The organism is Streptomyces sp. NPDC007907 (assembly GCF_042959365.1).
GTDB lineage: Bacteria > Actinomycetota > Actinomycetes > Streptomycetales > Streptomycetaceae > Streptomyces > Streptomyces indiaensis.
Window position 1 is genome coordinate 972,523 of record NZ_JBIBKR010000003.1, and the last position, 18,268, is coordinate 990,790.

The following is an 18,268-nucleotide window of genomic DNA, read 5'->3' on the forward strand; positions in this document are numbered from 1 at the left end:
GTCAGGCCTCCTGAGGCTGTGCGGTGAACTCGGTCTCGGCCCCGGTGAGGTCGAAGTAGGCCTGCTCCAAGGTGCCCTCCTCGGCGGCCAGTTCCAGGACGGGCACACCCGCGGCCGAGGCGATGCGGCCGACGTCGTCCACGCGGGCGTCGCGCACGGTCCAGTGCCCGTCCGGGTGTTCCTCGGCGTCGTGGCCGTGCCGGGCCAGGGCCGACGTGAGGGCACCCGGCTCGGACGTGCGGATGCGGACCCGGGGCCGCACGCGCGCGTCGATGAAGTCCCGCATCGGGGTGTCGGCGAGGAGCCGGCCCCGGCCGAGGACGACCAGGTGGTCGGCGAAGGACGCGGTCTCGTTCATCAGATGGCTGGAGACCAGGACCGTGCGGCCCTCCCCCGCCAGTCGGCGCAGCAACCGGCGGACCCACACGATGCCTTCGGGGTCGAGGCCGTTGGACGGTTCGTCCAGCATGACCACCTCGGGATCGCCCAGCAGGGCGGCGGCGATGCCGAGACGCTGGCGCATGCCCAGGGAGTACGTCCGTACGCGGCGCCGGGCCACCGATGCCAGGCCCGTCTCCTCCAGGACCTCGTCGACCCGCCGGTCCGGGATGCGGTTGCTCGCGGCGAGGACGCGGAGGTGGTCGCGGGCGGTGCGGGAGCCGTGCGCGGCCTGCGCGTCGAGCAGGGCGCCCACATGGCGCAGGGGTTCACGCAGCGCCGGGTAGGCCCGGCCGCCGATCGTGGCGGAGCCGGCGGTCGGCCGGTCGAGGCCGAGCACCAGTCGCATGGTGGTGGACTTTCCGGCGCCGTTGGGGCCGAGGAAGCCGGTGACGCGGCCGGGCAGAACGCGGAAGGTGAGCCCGTCCACGGCTCGCCGGTCGCCGAACTCCTTGGTGAGGTCCTGGACGTCGATGCTGGTCATGGCAGCAGCGTGGCCTTGCGCAGGGGGTACCGGCCTCCCCCGGCGGTGGAGATCGTCTCCCCCGTGCGGGGGAGGCTCGCGGTCGGGGTGGCTGGCACGATGGCGCGATGGTCCGGATGCTGCGCCCGCTCACGCGGGCGGTCACGTACAAGCGCTGGCTGCACATCGTGGTGGCCATCGTGTGGCCGTCGCTGTGGCTGTTCGTCGAGGAGGCCTGGTGGACCCAGGTCACGGCCGCCGTGGTGCTCGGACTCGCCGGCCTCGTGCCCGTCGCGCGGGTCGTGGAGGGGTTCCAGGCCAGGTTGCTGCTGACCGGGCCCCGGCAGGGTGCCGAGAGCCCGGAGATCGTGACCACCCCGTCGCTCACCTGGGCCGATCGTGGGCGGACGGTGGTGTGGCTGGAGACGCGGCTGTGCCTCGGCTGGGCGGTGGCCCATGTCTCCGTCCAGCTGCCCCTCCTGGCGGTCGACCTGCTGACGGCGGGCCTCGGCCGTGGGCCCGCCGCCGGCGGATTCGTGCCCGTGGAGGGGACCCACTGGTGGTACGCGGCGCTGTCCCCCCTGCCGCTGGTCCTCCTCGCCGTGGTCGTGGTCTGGTCGGGCCGTCTGACGACCGCCCTGGCGGGGCGCCTCCTCGGGCCGTCGCGGGCCGAGCGGATGGCGGCGCTGGAGGAGCGCACCGAGCAGCTGCTGGAACGCACGCGGATCGCGCGCGAGTTGCACGACTCCATCGGTCATGCGCTCACGGTCGCGGTCGTGCAGGCGGGGGCCGCCCGGGCGGCGGGTGATCCCGCCTTCACCGACCGCGCGCTGGAGGCCATCGAGGAGACCGGCCGGGCCGCCCTGGAGGATCTGGAGCGGGTGCTCGGGGTGCTGCGCGAGTCGGAGAAGCCGGCGAGCGGCAGACCGACGCTGGCGGACGCCGACCGGCTGCTGGAGTCCGCCCGCGCCTCCGGGGCGAAGGTCGACGCCGAGGTGACCGGGCCGGTGGAGACGGTGCCCGGGCCGGTGTCCCGGGAGGGTTACCGCATCCTCCAGGAGTCGCTGACCAACGTGCTGCGGCACGCGGGCGCCGTCCCGGTGCGCGTCCGCGTCCACGTCGCCGACGGCACCGTCGTCCTCGCGGTCCGCAATCCGCTGCCGGCCGGTGTGTCCGGCGCCGGGCGCGGCAGTGGCCTGCGCGGGATACGGGAACGCGCGGCCCTGCTCGGCGGCCGGGCCCGGACCGGACCCGACGCGGGCGACTGGCAGGTCCATGCCGAATTGCCGCTGAGTTGATCTACGCTGGCCCGATGCCGGTCACCGTTCTCCTCGTCGACGACGAACCCCTCGTGCGCGCGGGTCTGCGGGCCGTGCTGGAGGCACAGCCCGACATCGAGGTCGTCGGCGAGGCTGCGGACGGGGCGGCGGTGATCCCCCTGGTGCGGCGACTGCGGCCGGACGTGGTCGCCATGGACGTGCGGATGCCGCTGCTGGACGGCATCGAGGCCACCCGGGCGCTGCTGCGGACGGTCGACGATCCGCCCCGGATCCTCGTGGTGACGACCTTCGAGAACGACGAGTACGTGTACGAGGCGCTGCGGGCGGGCGCCGACGGCTTCCTGCTGAAGCGGGCCCGGCCGGCCGAGATCGTGCATGCGGTGCGGCTGATCGCCGAGGGCGAGTCCCTGCTGTTCCCGGCGTCGGTGCGACAGCTCGCCGCCGAGTACGGCGACACTGGCGGGAACCGGGCGGCACGGGCCGTGCTGGAGCGGGCCGGGCTGACCGAGCGCGAGGCGGAGGTGCTGCGGCTGATGGCGCGCGGCCTGTCGAACGCGGAGATCGCCGCCCGGCTGGTCGTGGGGACGGAGACCGTGAAGTCACACGTCAGCGCGGTACTGGCCAAGTTGGGGGCGCGGGACCGCACCCAGGCGGTGATCGCGGCGTACGAGTCGGGGTTCGTGGCGCCGGGCTGACCGGCCGGGGGTGCCCGCCCCTCGCCGGGGTGCGCCCTGCCGAAGTACGATCCGGCCATCACGCGCACGACCTGGGAGGACGGACGGTGGGGCGGCTGACCGGCGGGGATCCCTCGCTGCTGCGAAGGATCAACTCCGCGGTGGTGCTGCATGCGCTGCGTGCCACGGACTGCGCGACGCTGACCGAGATCACACGGGTGACGGGGCTGTCCCGGCCCACGGTCGAGGGCGTCGTCGAAGGGCTCATCGAGGCCGGGCTCGTCGTCGAGAAGGCGGCCGAGGAGGGTGCCGCCCGGCGGCAGGGGCGTCCGGCGCGGCGCTTCCGGTTCCGGGCGGAGGCCGGGCATCTGCTCGGGCTGGAGATCGGGGCGCACCGGGTGGCGGCGCTGCTGTCCGACCTGGACGGCCGGGTGATCGGCGCGCAGGCCAAGGAGGTGCCCGAGACGGCGGGGGCCGACGAGCGGCTGGAGCGGCTGCGCGGGGCCGTCGCCGAGCTGTTGCGGCGGGCCGGGGTGGCCCGCGGTTCGCTGCGGGCCGTGGGCGTGGCGACCCCGGGGATCGTGGAGGCCGACGGCCGGGTGCGGCTGGGCACGGCGCTGCCGGGCTGGACGGGGCTGCGGCTGGGTGAGCGGCTGGGCCGGTCGTTCAAGTGTCCGGTGCTGGTGGAGAACGACGCCAACGCGGCTGCCGTCGCCGAGCACTGGAAGGGTGCGGCCACCGAGTCGGACGACGTGGTGTTCGTGCTGGCGGGGCTCAGCCCGGGCGCCGGTTCACTGATCGGGGGCCGGCTGCACCGGGGCTACGGCGGCGCGGCCGGCGAGATCGGCGCGCTGCATCTGCTGGGCCGCGGAGTCACGCCCGAGACGCTCCTGTCCACCACGGACGAGCCCTTGCACCCCCTCGACGAGCAGGCGGTCGCCGAGGTCTTCGCACAGGCCCGCGAGGGCGACCAGCGGGCCCGCGCGGCCGTCGACCGCTTCATCCAGCGCCTCGTCCACGACGTGGCCGCCCTCGTCCTCGCCCTGGACCCGGAGTTGGTCGTGATCGGCGGCTGGGCGGCGGGCCTGGACGGTGTCCTGGCCCCCCTCCGCGAGGAATTGGCCCGTTACTGCCTGCGTCCCCCGGAGGTGACCCTCTCAGCCCTGGGAGACGCAGCCGTGGCGACGGGGGCCCTGCGTCTGGCCTTGGACCACGTGGAAGAGCAGCTGTTCACTGTGGAACGCCCCTGACGACAGCGCCCCGAAGGGGCGCGGGGAACGGCGCGACAAGCCACAGCGCGCCGGCAGCCGTCCGCACTCCGCACCCCTGCGTCGCCGGGCTCAGGACGCCCGCCGCTGAATCCCGGCGTGGATCTCCACACCCCCCGGGTCACCGAAGGTGAGGCGGCACGTGTCCGCACGATAGGTCGCCACGGACAGCGCAGCCGTACGCCCCAGGGAGACGAAGCGGGTCGTGACGACGAGGACCGGCGCCCCCGGCAGCCGGTCCAGCTCCTTCGCCTCCTCGGCCCCGGCGGAACCCAGCTCCACCGCGTTCTCCTGCCGCTCCAGCTCCAGCCGCTGCAGTTCCCGCAGCACCGCGCGCGCCCGTGCCGCCCCCGACGGCGCGTCGATGCCGGAGAGGTCGGGCACCGAGGGCTGCGGGATGTACAGCAGCTCCGCGGCCACCGGCCGGCCGTGCGAGACGCGGGAGCGCCGCACGATGTGCACGGACTCGTCACGGCCGGTCTCCAGCGCGTCGGCGACGCTCGCCGGCGGGACGGCCGCCGCGCAGTCGACGGGCTGCCAGGCGTCGTCGGAGCCTCCCGGCCAGGTGTGCGGCCCGGTGCCGAGGGAGACGCCCACGCGGGGCGGTGCGACGGTCGTGCCGACACCGCGGCGACGCTGCAGCCTGCCTTCTAGTTCGAGTTGTTCCAGGGCCTGGCGGAGTGTGGCGCGGGCGACGCCGAAGCGGGCCGCGAGGTCGCGCTCGTTGGGCAGGATCTCGCCCACCGAGAACTCCGAGTCGAGCGCTTCACTGAGCACCGTCTTGAGATGCCAGTACTTCGGTTCCTGCACCGATTCCAGCTGCGTGGTCCCCACCCTGTCCTCCGCAATCGCCGTGGTCGGCGGCGTTTTAGCGCCCTTGTTTATTAAAGGTTGTTGCACTTCTCTGCGACCATAGGGCGGCCCTGATCCTTGGTCAAGACCAATGGCCGGGAACGTTCACGGGCCGTTCATGCAAGGCGGCGGGCCACTCCGGCGAGGCATCTAAAGGGCCGTCAGGGACCGCAGCTTGTCGGGGTTGCGCATGATGTAGACGGACTGGACGCGGCCGTCGGCGACATCGATCTGGAGCACGGAGTCGGGTCTGCCGTCGGTCAGGATCAGCGCGGCCGGGCCGCCGTTGAGTTCGAGGAAGCGCACGGACAGGCGGCCCGGGGCGCTCTTCTGCGCTGCCCCGACGAGGAACCGGCCCACCTTGTCGGCGGTCTGCAGGACCCGCAGCGGCGCCCGCGACTTGCCACCGCTGTCGCCGACGAGCCGGACCTCGGGGGCGAGCAGCGCCATCAGGCCTTCGAGGTCGCCGTCGGCTGCCGCGGCGAGGAAGCGTTCGGTGAGGTCGCGGCGCTGAGCGGGGTCGACCTCGAAGCGCGGACGCCGCTCCTCGACGTGCTTGCGGGCCCGCCCGGCCAGTTGACGCACCGCCGGTTCGCCGCGGTCGAGCATGGTGGCGATGTCGGCGTAGGGGAAGCCGAAGGCCTCGCGCAGCACGAACACGGCCCGTTCCAGCGGTGACAGCGACTCCAGTACGACGAGGACGGCGAGGGAGACGGAGTCGGCGAGCACGGCCCGTTCGGCGGTGTCCGGCACGGTGTCGCCGAAGTCGGTGACGTAGGGCTCGGGCAGCCAGGGGCCGACGTAGGTCTCGCCGCGGGCCTTGATCTGGCGCAGCCGGTCGATGGCGAGGCGGGTGGTGATCCGTACGAGGTAGCCGCGTGGTTCGCGCACGCCTGCGCGGTCACTGCCGGACCAGCGCAGCCAGGCCTCCTGGACCACGTCCTCGGCGTCGGCCACACGGCCCAGCATCCGGTAGGCGACGCCCAGCAGGACGGGGCGGTGGGCTTCGAACACATCGGTCGGGGTCTCGGTGGTCACGGCTCCATCCCAGCCCACCGGTGCGGCCCTGTCCAGGCGGAACCGGCACTTCCCGGACAGAATGGCCGACAGGGCGCCGTTGATCGGCGGCGACGGCTGCGGAGGTGACGATGCGGTACGCGGTGCTGGGCACGGGACAGGTCGGGCGCACGCTCGGCGGACGGCTGGTGGAGCTGGGGCACGAGGTACGGCTCGGTTCGCGCACGCCGGACAACGCGGCCGCCGTGCAGTGGGCCGCCGCCGCGGGCCCCCGGGCCGGCGCGGGGACGTTCGCGCAGGCGGCGGAGTTCGGGGAGGTCGTGGTGAACGCGGTCGGCGGGCGGGTGGCGCTCGCCGCGCTGGAGGCGGCGGGCGCGGAGCACGTCGACGGCAAGGTGCTGGTGGACGTGTCCAATCCGCTGGCGCTCGAGGAGGGCGAGCTGCGGCTGTCCCCCGTCGAGTCGGACAGTGTGGGCGAGCAGATCCAGCGGGCGTTTCCGCGGGCGCGCGTGGTGAAGTCGCTGAACACGGTCAACTGCCGGGTGATGGTGGATCCGGGCAGTGTGCCGGGCGAGCACAACGTCTTCGTCTGCGGGGACGACCCGGCGGCCAAGGAACAGGTGACGGCGCTGCTCGGGGAGTTCGGCTGGCCGGCGGAGCGCGTGCTCGACCTCGGCGGCATCCGGGCGTCCCGTGCCGTGGAGATGTGGCTGCCGCTGTGGGCCGGCCTGTTGCGGACGTTCGGGCACGCGGAGTTCAACCTGGAGGTACGGCGGGCGCGTTGAGCGTCCGGGCCGGATGAAGGTGGTGACACCTTGGGGCTACCCGCCGGTAGCAATTGCTGACAAGCTGTCTACGGCGTCCGTCAGCGAGTACAGCCGAGGAGCACCCCATGTCCGCCACCGTCTCCTTCACCGTCGCCTCCGCGCGGGGCGAGCAGAGAGTGACCCTGTCCTACACGCGCCGGGGCCGCGGCGAACCGCTGCTCCTGCTGCACGGCATCGGCCACCACCGGCAGGTGTGGGACCCGGTGATCCCGGCCCTGGCGGCCGAACGCGACGTGATCGCCGTGGACCTGCCGGGCTGCGGTGAGTCGGCGGCGCTCCCGGACGGCATGGCGCACGACCTGCCCACGATGAGCACGGTCCTGGCGGCCCTCTTCGAGGCGCTGGAGATCCAGCGGCCGCACGTGGCGGGCAACTCGCTGGGCGGCCTGCTGGCGCTCGACCTGGCCCGGGCCCGGCTCGTCCGCTCGGTCACCGCCCTGTCACCGGCCGGGTTCTGGAACGAGGCGGAGCGCCGCTACGCCTTCACCGTGCTGAGCACGATGCGGGAGATCGCCCGGCGGATGCCGCCGCCGCTGGTGGAGCGGCTGGCCCGCCCGGCCCTCGGCCGCACCCTGCTGACGAGCACCATCTACGCCCGGCCGGGCCGCCGTTCGCCCGAGGCGGTGGTCGCCGAGACGCTCGCGCTGGCCCGGGCCCAGGGGTTCTCCGAGACCCTGCGCTCCGGCCGGACCGTGCGGTTCACCGACGACATCGTGGGGACCCCGGTCACCGTGGCGTGGGGCAACCGGGACCGGCTGCTGATCCCCCGCCAGGGTGTGCGCGCCAAGGGCGTCATCCCCGGGGCCCGGCTGGTGCGGCTGCCCGGCTGCGGTCACGTCCCGATGAACGACGACCCGGCTCTGGTGGCCAGGGTCGTCCTCGACGGCAGCCGCTGACCGTAGAAGGGGGCGCAGCCTCTAAGGTCTCCCCTCATGAGGCCACCGCAGAGGGACCCGGGCGACGGCTCCGCGTCCGCCGCCTGGGAACTGCTGCTCCCCGCCGCGTCGGCTCCGGCACGCACGCGGGGCCGGTCCCTGCAGGCGGCACTGCGCGAGGCGGTCCGCTCGGGCCGTCTCGCGCCGGGCACCCGGCTGCCGTCGAGCCGTGACCTCGCGGCGGACCTCGGGGTGTCGCGCGGGCTGGTGACCGAGGCGTACGAGCAACTGGCGGCCGAGGGGTACCTGCGCAGCGGCCGGGGCGCCGGGACGTGGGTGGGCGCGGCCGTACGGGCCGTCCGCCCGCGGGCGCACGATCTCGCTCCCCGCGCGTCCGGCACCCGCGCGGACTTCGTGCCCGGGACGCCCGACCTGGCACTGTTCCCGCGCGCGGCGTGGGCCGCCGCGCAGCGCGCCGTGCTCGCGGAACTGCCGCACCAGGAGCTGGGCTACCCCGATCCTCGCGGGCTGCCGAGGCTGCGCACCGCACTGGCCGAACTGCTCGCCCGGCGACGCGGCGTGGTGGCCGACCCCGAGCGGATCGTGGTCGTCTCGGGCGTGGCCCAGGCGACGGCCCTGCTCGGTTTCGCGCTGCACGCGCGCGGACTGCGCACGGTCGGCGTGGAGGACCCGGGCAGTCCCCAGCACGACGCGCTGTACGCCTCGGCCGGGGTCGCCGCCGTACCGCTGCCGCTGGACGACGAGGGTGTCGCCCTGGAGCCGCTGCGGGCGTCCGGCGTACGGGCCGTGGTGACGACACCGGCCCACCAGTTCCCCACCGGCATCGCCTGCTCGGCCGAACGGCGGGCCGAACTGCTGGACTGGGCGCGGTCGGTGGACGGAATCGTCCTGGAGGACGACTACGACGGCGACTTCCGTTACGACCGTGCCCCCGTCGGCGCGCTCCAGGGCCTCGACCCGGACCGCGTGGCCTACACGGGCTCGGTCAGCAAGTCCCTCGCCCCGGGCCTGCGGCTGGGCTGGCTGCTGGTGCCCGAGTCCTGGACGGAGGAGGTCGTCGAACGCAAGCGGACGATGGATCTCGGCCACCCGGCCCTCGACCAGGCGCTGTTCGCTCGCTTCCTGGAGCGCGGCGACTACGACCGTCAACTGCGCCGCTGCCAGCGCGCCTACCGGGACCGGCGGGACGCGCTGGTCGCCGCCCTGGACGCCCACTTCCCGGGCTCGGAGGTGTCGGGAATCGCCGCGGGTCTGCACGTGATCACCACTCTGCCGCGGCGGTACGGGCCCGAGGAGCGGTTCCTCGCGCGCATGGCGGAGGCCGGGGTGGCGGTGCGCGCGCTCTCGGCCTACGCCCATACACCGGCCGGATCCGCCGCCACCGGGCCGGCCGGCGAGGTCCGGCTGGTGCTGGGATACGCCCATGTGCCGCCCGCCCGGATCGCCGAGGGCGTGCGCCTGATGGCGCAGGCCGCAACCGGGTGAGCCGACCGGTTCGCGCGTTCCCTCACCCTGCGGTCAGTTGTTCACTTGAGGTTCGTGTGTGCGCCGCGACGTGCCAGTAGGTGTGGCTCTGCACACTTGGCCGGATCCCGTCCCCGGAGGCGTATCCATGTCCCAGTCCCACCGACCGTCGCCCGGGCGCCGCAGCGTCCTGAGGGGCTCCCTCGCCGCGTCGGCCGCCCTGACCCTGCCCACCGCCCTCGGCGCGGCGCCCGCGTTCGCACGCTCCGGGCGCCCGAGCGCGCGGTGGGGCGTGCAGGCCGGTGACGTGACCTGCGACTCCGGGCTGGTGTGGGTGCGCTCGGACCGCCCGGCCCGCATGATCGTGGAGACGTCGGCGACCGAGTCGTTCCGCAACCCTCACCGATGGCACGGCCCCCTGCTGGGCGCGGACACCGACTTCACCGGTACGACCCGGCTGCGCGGTCTGCCGGCCGGCGAACAGATCCACTACCGCGTGCTGCTGGCCGACCCGGACGACCCGCGCCGCGCCGGCGAGCCGGTCACCGGCACGTTCCGCACGGCATCCGCCAAGCGCCGCGACGGCGTGCGGTTCGTCTGGTCCGGCGACCTCGCGGGGCAGGGCTGGGGCATCAACCCGGAGCGCGGCGGCTACCGCATCTACGACGCGATGGGCGCCCTGGACCCGGACTTCTTCCTCTGCAGCGGCGACAACATCTACGCCGACGGCCCGATCACCGGGACCGTGGCCCTGCCCGACGGGCGGACCTGGCGCAACGTCACGACCGAGGAGAAGGCGAAGGTCGCCGAGACCCTGGCGGAGTTCCGCGGCAACTTCCGCTACAACCTGCTGGACGAGAACCTGCGCGCCTTCAACGCGCGAGTCCCGTCCATCGTCCAGTGGGACGACCACGAGGTCGTCAACAACTGGTACCCGGGCGAGATCCTCACCGACACCCGCTACACCGAGAAGAGCGTCGACGTGCTCGCCGCCCGCGCACGCCGGGCGTTCTCCGAGTACTTCCCGATCTCCACGCTGCGCCGCCCCGACGGCCGGGTGTACCGCGTGCAGCACCACGGCCCGCTGCTGGACGTGTTCGTCCTGGACATGCGCACCTACCGCAACGCGAACTCGCCCGACGACCAGACCACCGACCCGCAGGGCATCCTCGGCCGTGAGCAACTGGAGTGGCTCAAGCGCGAGCTGTCCCGCTCGCGGGCGGTGTGGAAGGTGATCGCCTCCGACATGCCGCTCGGACTGGTCGTCCCGGACGCGCCGAACATCGAGGCCGTCGCGCAGGGCGACCCCGGCGAGCCCCTCGGCCGCGAGCTGCAGATCGCCGAACTGCTGCGGTTCGTCAAGCACCGGCGGATCACCGGCACCGTGTGGCTCACGGCCGACGTCCACCACACCTCGGCGCAGCACTACCAGCCGTCGAAGGCCGCCTTCACGGACTTCGAGCCGTTCTGGGAGTTCGTCTCGGGCCCGCTCAACGCCGGTGCCTTCCCCGCGAACGCGCTCGACGGCACCTTCGGCCCGGACCGCGTGTTCGTGAAGGCCCCGGCCACGGCCAACGTCTCTCCCGACGGCGGCTACCAGTTCTTCGGCGAGGTCGACATCGACGGCGAGAGCGCTGAGCTGACGGTGCGTCTGCGCGAGCAGGACGGCACCGTGCTGTTCACGAAGACGCTCCGGCCGGGCCTGGTCGGCCAGTAGGCACACAGCGCAACGTTTGAAGCGTCGACAAAGGGGGCAAACTGCCTCCTTTACCCGCCGGTCACAATGCGTTCGCGATCACGCAACACCGTTCCGTCACAGTGGGTGCATGACGCGAGAAGTGACCCATGTGACGCACACCGACGACAACTGCCGCCCCGCCACCTCGTGGCAGCGGGTGGCGGCGGCGTTCCACGCCTGGCGGACACGGCGCCAGGAACACGCACCGCCGACGAGTGATACCGGGTCCCCGGCGCCGGAGACGGTGCCGGGGGCGCACACGCTGTGGCGGATGCGGACCACGGTCCAGGAGGAGCCGGGGGCGCTGGCGGCGCTGTGCGGCGCCCTGGCCGGGCAGCGCGTCGACATCGTGAGCCTCCAGACGCACCCGCTCGCCGAGGGCACGGTCGACGAGTTCCTGCTGCGGGGCCCGGCGGATCTGCCGGCGTCCGCGATCACCACGGCCGTCGGTTCGGCCGGCGGCACCGACACCTGGATCGAGCGGGCCGACGCCCACGACCTGGTGGACGCGCCGACCCGGGTCCTCGGACTCGCCGCCCGCACCGCCCTCGACTCGGCGGAACTCCCCCTCGCACTGCGGCAGTTGCTGGGCCGCTGCACGATCCGGTCCCGGCCCGCCCCATCCGGTGCCGGCCGGGCGCCCGAGAGCCTCGCCGTGGAGGGGGCCCTCGACGACACGGTGATGCGGCTGCGCGCTCCGGAAGGCGGCCTGATCATCGTGGAGCGGCCGTATCTGCCGTTCACCCCGACCGAGTTCGCCCGGGCGCGGGCCCTGGTCGAGCTGGACGCCCGGCTCGGGCCCCGGCTGCCGCACGGGCAGGACGTCTTCACGCTCGCCGAGGGCAGCGACATCACCGTGCGGCGGGCCGACACACGCGACCTCGAAGCGGCCAGGGCGATGCACGAGCGGTGCTCGCCGCGCACGCTGAAGCAGCGCTATCACGGGCCCGTCCGTGACGCCGACCGGTACCTCAACCACCTGCTCAGTCCGCGCTACGGCCGCACGCTCGCCGTGCAGACGGCCTCCGGGCGGATCGTCGGACTCGGTCACCTCCTGTGGGACGGGGACGAGACCGAGGTCGCGCTGCTCGTCGAGGACGCCTGGCAGCGGCGGGGTGTCGGGGCGGAGCTGCTGGCGCGGCTCGTGGCACTGGCCGTCGAGGCGAGGTGCTCCAGCGTGTACGCCGTGACGCAGTCGTCCAACACGGGCATGGTCGCGGCGATGCGGGGGCTGGGGCTGCCTCTGGACTATCAGGTCGAGGAGGGGACGCTGGTGATCACGGCGCGGCTGGGTGAGGCGGTCGTGACGGGCGCGGAGGAGCTGGGGAGCGCCTCCGCGCCGTAGGGACGTGCGTCAGTTGGCGAGGGCGGGTGCCTCGTGCCCGCTCGCGCGGTTCCCCGTGCCCCTTTCGGGGCGTCGTCCCAGGGCGGCGTCCAGATCCGACCAGAGGTCCTCCACGTCCTCCAGGCCCACCGACATGCGCAGGAGCCGGTCGCTCACACCGGCTCCCCTGCGGTCGTCCTCGTCGACGATGCGGTGGCTGATGGACGCCGGGTGCTGGATGAGTGTGTCCACGCTGCCGAGGCTCACCGCCGGGGTGATCAGGCGGACCGCGCCGATCACCTCGTGCGGGTCGCCGTGCACCTCGAAGGCGACCATCGCGCCGCCGATGCGCGGGTAGTGAACCCGGGCGACCCGCGGGTCGGCGGCGAGGCGCCCGGCCAGTTCGGCGGCCGTGGCGGAGGCCGCCCGGACCCGGACGGGGAGGGTGGACAGGCCGCGCAGCAGCAGGTAGCCGGCCAGCGGGTGCAGGACGCCGCCGGTGGCGAAGCGCACCTGGCGCAGCCGGCCCGCGAACTCCTCGTCGCAGGCGACCACACCGGCCAGGACGTCGCCGTGGCCGCCGAGGTACTTGGTGGCGCTGTGCAGCACCAGCCGGGCGCCGTGCTCGGCCGGGCGCTGGAGGACCGGCGTGGCGAAGGTGTTGTCCACCAGCAGCGGCACCGAACCGCAGGCGTGTGCGACGGCCCGCAGGTCGACCTCGGCGAGGGTGGGGTTGGCCGGGGACTCGACCAGGACCAGTCCGGTGTCCGGCCGCAGGGCGTCGGCGACGCCGGCCGGGTCGGTCCAGGTCACCTCGGAGCCCAGCAGCCCGGCGGTGAGCAGGTGGTCGCTGCAGCCGTAGAGGGGGCGTACCGCGACGACGTGCCGCAGGCCCATGGAGCCGCGCACGAGCAGCACGGCGCTGAGCGCGGCCATGCCGCTGGCGAAGGCGACCGCCGCCTCGGTGCCCTCCAGGCGGGCCAGGGCCGTCTCGAAACGGGCCACGGTCGGGTTGCCGAGCCGTCCGTAGACGGGCGGGCCGGCCGGCTCGGCGCCGGTGGTGGCGAAGGCGTCGATGCGGGCCGCCTCGCCGCGGCTGTCGTACGACGGGTAGGTGGTGGACAGGTCGATCGGCGGGGCGTGCAGCCCCTGGCGGGCGAGGTCGTCCCGGCCGGCGTGCACGGCCTCGGTGGCGAGGGCTCGCGGTGCGGTGCGTATGTCGTCGACGGCGCGCGTGCTCGTTGTGTCCATGTCCATGGTGGGCAAGGGTGAACATCGGCCGGGCTGCCGCGTGCGGCTCCCGTGCTACGTTCGGCCAATGGCTGAATCTGTCGTACTGGATCCGGTGGATCTCCATCTGCTGCGGCTGTTGCAGAACGACGCCCGGGCGACCTACCGGGATCTCGCCGCGCAGGTCGGGGTGGCGCCGTCGACCTGTCTGGACCGGGTGACACGGCTGCGCCGCTCGGGCGTGATCCTCGGGCACCGGCTGGAGCTGGATCCGGCGAAGCTGGGGCGGGGGCTGGAAGCCCTGCTGTCGGTGCAGGTCAGGCCGCACCGGCGGGAGCTGGTGGGGCCGTTCGTGGAGCGGATCCGGGCCCTGCCGGAGTCGCGGACGGTGTTCCACCTGACCGGTCCCGACGACTATCTGGTGCATGTCGCGGTCGCCGACATGGCCGACCTGCAACGGCTGGTGCTGGACGAGTTCACGTCGCAGCGGGAGGTCGCCCGGGTGGAGACGCGGCTGATCTTCCAGCAGTGGGAGTGCGGGCCGCTGCTGCCGCCTCCGCCCTCGGCTCAATCCGCGTGACGTGTGCGGTCCGTCGTACGAGGATGGCCGCATGTCTGAGATCAAGAGCCCGCTGCCCCGTGAAGTCGCCGACGCGTACGTCGACGAGCTCGTCGCCCTCGACCCGATCACCGGTACGTACCTCGGCGACACGGAAAGCTCGAGCAAGTTGCCCGACACCTCGCCCGCGGGTCAGGAGGCGCTCGCCGAGCTGGCGCGCCGGACGCTGGCCCGGCTGGAGGAGGCCGAGCGGCTGCCCGGCGCGGACAGTGACATCGAGCGCCGGTGCGCGCGACTGCTGCGCGAGCGGCTGGGCGCCGAACTCGCGGTGCACGAGGCCGACGAGAGCCTGCGGTCCGTCAGCAACCTGAGCTCCGTCGCGCACGCGGTGCGGCAGGTGTTCACCGTGACGCCGGCACAGACGGAGCAGGACTGGACGGCGATCGCCGAGCGGCTGCGCGCGGTCCCGGCGGCGCTGGAGGGCTACCGGGAGTCCCTGGCGCTCGGCCTGGAGCGCAAGCTGTACGGCGGTCCCCGCGCCACGGCCACCTTCGTGCAGCAGCTGGGCGAGTGGGCCGACGCGGACGGCGAGGGCCACGGCTGGTTCGAGCAGTACGCGGCCGCCGGCCCCGAGTCCCTGCGGTCCGAGCTGGACACCGCCGCCCGTTCGGCCACCGAGGCCGTGGTCCGGCTGCGCGACTGGATGCGGGACGTGTACGCGCCGACCGTCGAGGGCGCGCCGGACGTGGTGGGCCGGGAGCGCTACGCGCGCTGGGTGCGCTACTTCAACGGCACGGACCTCGACCTGGACGAGGCGTACGCCTACGGCTGGTCCGAGTACCACCGCCTCCTCGGCGAGATGAGGACCGAGGCCGAGAAGATCCTGCCGGGCGCCGGCACGCCGTGGGAGGCGCTGGCCCACCTCGACGCGCAGGGCACGCACATCGAGGGCGTCGACGAGGTCCGCGACTGGCTGCAGTGCCTCATGGACGAGGCGATGGACGCACTCGACGGCACCCACTTCGACCTGGCCGAGCGGGTGCGCCGGGTGGAGTCGCGCATCGCCCCTCCGGGCAGCGCCGCGGCCCCCTACTACACGCCCCCGTCGGACGACTTCTCCCGCCCGGGCTGCACCTGGCTGCCCACGATGGGCGAGACGCGCTTCCCGGTCTACGACCTGGTGTCGACCTGGTACCACGAGGGCGTGCCCGGCCACCACCTCCAGCTGGCCCAGTGGAAGCACGTGGCACAGAACCTCTCCCGCTACCAGGCGAGCGTCGGCATGGTGAGCGCCAACGCCGAGGGCTGGGCCCTGTACGCGGAGCGGCTGATGGACGAACTGGGCTTCCTGACCGACCCGGAGCGCCGGCTCGGCTACCTGGACGCGCAGATGATGCGGGCCGTGCGCGTCATCATCGACATCGGCATGCACCTGGAGCTGACGATCCCGGACGACTCACCCTTCCACCCCGGCGAGCGCTGGACGGCCGAACTGGCGCAGGAGTTCTTCGGCTCGCACAGCAGCCGGCCGGCCGACTTCGTGGAGAGCGAGCTGACCCGCTACCTGTCGATGCCGGGCCAGGCCATCGGCTACAAGCTCGGCGAGCGGGCGTGGCTGCTGGGCCGCGAGAACGCCCGCGCCCGCCACGGCGACGCCTTCGACCCGAAGGCCTGGCACATGGCGGCGCTGTCGCAGGGCTCGCTCGGTCTGGACGACCTGGTGGACGAGTTGTCGGCCCTGTGATCAGCGGCGGAATCCCCCCTCGGAGGTGATGACCTCGCCGGTGATCCAGCCCGCCTCGTCGGTCGCGAGCCAGGCGATGAGACGGGCCGGGTCGTCGGGCATGCCCCACCGGCCCGAGGGGAAGCGGGCGGCGACCGCGTCGTAGGACTCCCCGGTCAGGTAATCCGTGTCCACGGGGCCCGGGTTGACGGTGTTGACCGTGATGCCGCGCTCGGCGAGCGTGGTCGACAGGGAGCGGGTGATCGAGGCGAGGGCGCCCTTCTGGAGCGCGTAGGCGATCTCGCCCGGCATGCCGCCCGCGAGGCCCTGACCGGAGGTCATCATCACCACGCGGCCTCCGGGGCCGGGCGGCCTCGACCGGGCGTGCGCCTGGACCAGCAGCAGGACCGCGCGGGTGTCGACCGACCAGTGCCGGTCGAGCATCGCCGCGTCGATCTCGTCCAGCGAGCCGTCGAACCCGCTCTGCGCGTGGTTGGCGACGAGGATGTCGAGCTGTCCGCCGAGGGCGCGGGCCGCCCTGCCCACGAGCTCGGCGGGTACGGCCGGGTCGGCCAGGTCGCCGGGGCCCGCGACGATCCGGGCCCCGGGGTCGCCGGCCGCGTCGCGGACGGATGCGAGGACGTCCTCGGGGCGGTCCGCGCCCCAGGGCTGTTCGGCGTCGTGCGGAACGTGGTGGTGCAGATAGACGCTCGCGCCGTACGCGGCCAGGCGGCGGGCCACGGCGTGTCCGATGCCGCCGCGGCGGCTGGCGCCGGTGACGAGCGCGGTGCGGCCGCGCAGGGGCAGGGGGTCGCGGCGCAGTTCCTCAGGGGTGGGGTGGGGACGGCGTGGCATGCGTTCATGGTGATCGGTCCGGATCGCCGCCGCACACGGTTTTCCCCGTCGGTGGTGCGGGGTCTGTCGCCGCGACGGGGCCTATCGCCGTGCGAGCAGCCGGAGTCGGACCAGGCTCAGCCAGGTCTCCGGACCGGGGTGGACCCTTGCCGCGCGCACCGCGTACCGGCCCGGTTCCAGCACCACCCGCACGTGATCGGCCCCCGACGGGTCGGATCCGGGCCACGCCGCGTCGAACAGCAGCACCGTCCCCGGAACCTTCCACTGCACCTCCGGCTCCCACTCCGCCCCGTCGAGCGCCGCCGGCACGCTCGCCAGCAGTTCCTCCTCGGAGTCGCCGGCGCACCAGCGGACGAACACGCCGTGGCCGGGCAGGTAGGCGGTCGCGGCGGGTTCGTCCCCCAGGACCAGCGCGGTGGAGTCGCCGACCGGGAGGAGGCCGACGTGGCCGTCCACCTCGCAGGCCCGGTCGTAGTCGGAGGCCGTCTCCTCGCCGTCGGCGCCCGCCCAGAACGGCAGGACGGTCTCCGGGACCGCTATCAGCGGCCCGCCGCCCGACTCCACCCACTGCACCGCGCCCGGCTCCGCGTATCGCACCATGGCGCAAGAACCTACAGGGCCGACCCGCTTCACAGGAGGAGGGGTTCAGCAGCCGCAGTCATCGGCGCCCACGGGGGCCGTCAGGGGGTCCCGCGCCCGGCGCTCGCGCCCCTGCCAGGTCTCGAACTCCAGGCCCTCGCGCACCCAGTACTCGAAGCCGCCGAGCATCTCCTTGACCTGGTAACCGAGTTCGGCGAGGGCGAGGGCCGCGCGGGCGGCGCCGTTGCAGCCGGGGCCCCAGCAGTACGTCACGACCGGCACCGTCCGGTCCAGGAGCTGCCCGGCCTGCTCGGGGACGAGCGCGGTCGGCAGGTGGAGCGCGCCGGGGACGTGGCCCTGGTCCCAGGCCTCGGTGGAGCGTGAGTCGACGAGGACGAAACCGGGGTCACCGCCGGCGGCGAGGGCGGCGGCGACGTCGGACACGTCGGTGTGGAGGGCGAGAGCGGCGCGGAAGTGGGCGGCGGCCGCGGCGGGAGCGGCGGGGGCGACGCGCAGCACGGGGTTCACGGTGGTGATCATGCCGAGAAAACTACGGCCGCGCTGCCAGTCCCTGAAGGGACGATCCCCGGCCAACCGCTTGATCCGCCGGTGATTCCCCTGCTATTTCTCGGGCATGACCGCGTATTCCCCGGACGCCACCGACTGGCGCATCCTCGAGGTCCTCCAGCGGGAGGGCCGGGCCAGTTTCGCCGAGCTGGCCCGTGCCGTGTCCATGTCCGCGAGTGCGGTCACCGAGCGGGTGCGCCGCTTGGAGGAGGCCGGGGTCATCCAGGGCTACGCGGCGGTGGTCGACCCGGAGCGGCTCGGTCTGCCGATCCTGGCGTTCGTGCGCCTGCGCTACCCGAACGGCAACTACAAACCCTTCCATGATCTGGTCGCGGTGACGCCCGAGATCCTTGAGGCGCATCACGTCACGGGCGACGACTGTTTCGTCATCAAGGTCACGGCCCGCTCGATGCGCCACCTGGAGGAGGTGTCGGGCAGGATCGGGGCGCTCGGCTCGGTGACCACGAGCGTCGTGTACTCCTCGCCCCTCCCCCGGCGCCCCGTGGGCCGCTGA

General features: G+C 73.7%; 18 protein-coding genes. 11 read left to right on the plus strand and 7 right to left on the minus strand.

The genetic code is table 11. From position 1 onward, the window contains the following. Position 1 precedes the first annotated feature (1 nt). A complete protein-coding gene (locus tag ACFZDI_RS15885) occupies positions 2-922 on the minus strand; it encodes an ATP-binding cassette domain-containing protein (RefSeq protein ID WP_391250943.1) in 921 nt (306 codons plus the stop codon). 107 nt (positions 923-1,029) lie between these two features. On the opposite strand from ACFZDI_RS15885, the gene ACFZDI_RS15890 reads away from it, so the two are divergent. From ACFZDI_RS15890 to ACFZDI_RS15900, 3 genes are all read left to right on the plus strand, one after another. Further along, positions 1,030-2,199, plus strand: coding sequence for a sensor histidine kinase (locus ACFZDI_RS15890; protein ID WP_234749350.1), 1,170 nt, complete (start codon positions 1,030-1,032; stop codon positions 2,197-2,199). Between the two features lie 14 nt (positions 2,200-2,213). Further along, the gene (locus tag ACFZDI_RS15895; RefSeq protein WP_234749348.1) at positions 2,214-2,876 is read left to right on the plus strand and encodes a response regulator transcription factor; all 663 of its coding nucleotides are present in this window, start codon (positions 2,214-2,216) and stop codon (positions 2,874-2,876) included. A gap of 86 nt (positions 2,877-2,962) precedes the next feature. After that, positions 2,963-4,105 (plus strand): ROK family transcriptional regulator, encoded by a 1,143-nt coding sequence (locus tag ACFZDI_RS15900; protein ID WP_234749346.1) that lies wholly within the window; start codon positions 2,963-2,965, stop codon positions 4,103-4,105. 90 nt (positions 4,106-4,195) lie between these two features. On the opposite strand, the gene ACFZDI_RS15905 is transcribed toward ACFZDI_RS15900, so the two are convergent. Both ACFZDI_RS15905 and ACFZDI_RS15910 read right to left on the minus strand, forming a co-directional pair. Continuing rightward, on the minus strand, positions 4,196-4,957 hold the full coding sequence (locus ACFZDI_RS15905; RefSeq protein WP_391250946.1) for a GntR family transcriptional regulator: 762 nt from the start codon (positions 4,955-4,957) through the stop codon (positions 4,196-4,198). Between the two features lie 168 nt (positions 4,958-5,125). Then, positions 5,126-6,013: an RNA polymerase sigma-70 factor gene (locus ACFZDI_RS15910; protein WP_391250948.1), complete on the minus strand. Its 888-nt coding sequence runs from the start codon at positions 6,011-6,013 to the stop codon at positions 5,126-5,128. A 110-nt stretch (positions 6,014-6,123) separates the two neighbouring features. Here ACFZDI_RS15910 and ACFZDI_RS15915 point away from each other — a divergent pair, with 110 nt between their 5' ends. The 5 genes from ACFZDI_RS15915 (at position 6,124) to ACFZDI_RS15935 (ending at position 12,262) form a co-directional block, all read left to right on the plus strand. Next, positions 6,124-6,777 carry an NADPH-dependent F420 reductase gene (locus ACFZDI_RS15915; RefSeq protein WP_234749340.1) on the plus strand — a complete coding sequence of 218 codons (654 nt, stop codon included), beginning with the start codon at positions 6,124-6,126 and terminating at the stop codon, positions 6,775-6,777. A gap of 107 nt (positions 6,778-6,884) precedes the next feature. Beyond that, the gene (locus ACFZDI_RS15920; protein WP_234749338.1) at positions 6,885-7,715 is read left to right on the plus strand and encodes an alpha/beta fold hydrolase; all 831 of its coding nucleotides are present in this window, start codon (positions 6,885-6,887) and stop codon (positions 7,713-7,715) included. A 36-nt stretch (positions 7,716-7,751) separates the two neighbouring features. Further along, a complete protein-coding gene (locus ACFZDI_RS15925; RefSeq protein ID WP_391250952.1) occupies positions 7,752-9,200 on the plus strand; it encodes an aminotransferase class I/II-fold pyridoxal phosphate-dependent enzyme in 1,449 nt (482 codons plus the stop codon). Positions 9,201-9,327: 127 nt separating this feature from the next. Next, positions 9,328-10,896 carry an alkaline phosphatase D family protein gene (locus ACFZDI_RS15930; protein WP_391250954.1) on the plus strand — a complete coding sequence of 523 codons (1,569 nt, stop codon included), beginning with the start codon at positions 9,328-9,330 and terminating at the stop codon, positions 10,894-10,896. Between the two features lie 109 nt (positions 10,897-11,005). After that, positions 11,006-12,262 (plus strand): GNAT family N-acetyltransferase, encoded by a 1,257-nt coding sequence (locus ACFZDI_RS15935; RefSeq protein ID WP_234749332.1) that lies wholly within the window; start codon positions 11,006-11,008, stop codon positions 12,260-12,262. 9 nt (positions 12,263-12,271) lie between these two features. Here the strand turns inward: ACFZDI_RS15935 and ACFZDI_RS15940 are convergent, their stop codons facing one another. Continuing rightward, entirely contained in the window at positions 12,272-13,492 is a 1,221-nt protein-coding gene (locus ACFZDI_RS15940; protein ID WP_391251141.1) for a PLP-dependent transferase, read from the minus strand. Between the two features lie 67 nt (positions 13,493-13,559). On the opposite strand from ACFZDI_RS15940, the gene ACFZDI_RS15945 reads away from it, so the two are divergent. Then, complete coding sequence (locus ACFZDI_RS15945) at positions 13,560-14,051, plus strand: Lrp/AsnC family transcriptional regulator (RefSeq protein ID WP_234749330.1); 492 nt, start codon at positions 13,560-13,562, stop codon at positions 14,049-14,051. Positions 14,052-14,082: 31 nt separating this feature from the next. Then, the gene (locus ACFZDI_RS15950; RefSeq protein WP_391250958.1) at positions 14,083-15,774 is read left to right on the plus strand and encodes a DUF885 family protein; all 1,692 of its coding nucleotides are present in this window, start codon (positions 14,083-14,085) and stop codon (positions 15,772-15,774) included. On the opposite strand, the gene ACFZDI_RS15955 is transcribed toward ACFZDI_RS15950, so the two are convergent. The 3 genes from ACFZDI_RS15955 to ACFZDI_RS15965 form a co-directional block, all read right to left on the minus strand. Beyond that, positions 15,775-16,608, minus strand: coding sequence for an SDR family oxidoreductase (locus ACFZDI_RS15955; RefSeq protein WP_391250960.1), 834 nt, complete (start codon positions 16,606-16,608; stop codon positions 15,775-15,777). 81 nt (positions 16,609-16,689) lie between these two features. Next, positions 16,690-17,208, minus strand: coding sequence for an immunity 21 family protein (locus ACFZDI_RS15960; protein WP_234749324.1), 519 nt, complete (start codon positions 17,206-17,208; stop codon positions 16,690-16,692). Positions 17,209-17,253: 45 nt separating this feature from the next. Continuing rightward, entirely contained in the window at positions 17,254-17,727 is a 474-nt protein-coding gene (locus tag ACFZDI_RS15965; RefSeq protein ID WP_234749322.1) for a rhodanese-like domain-containing protein, read from the minus strand. 94 nt (positions 17,728-17,821) lie between these two features. Between ACFZDI_RS15965 and ACFZDI_RS15970 the strand changes: the two genes are divergently transcribed. Continuing rightward, entirely contained in the window at positions 17,822-18,268 is a 447-nt protein-coding gene (locus ACFZDI_RS15970) for a winged helix-turn-helix transcriptional regulator (protein WP_391250962.1), read from the plus strand.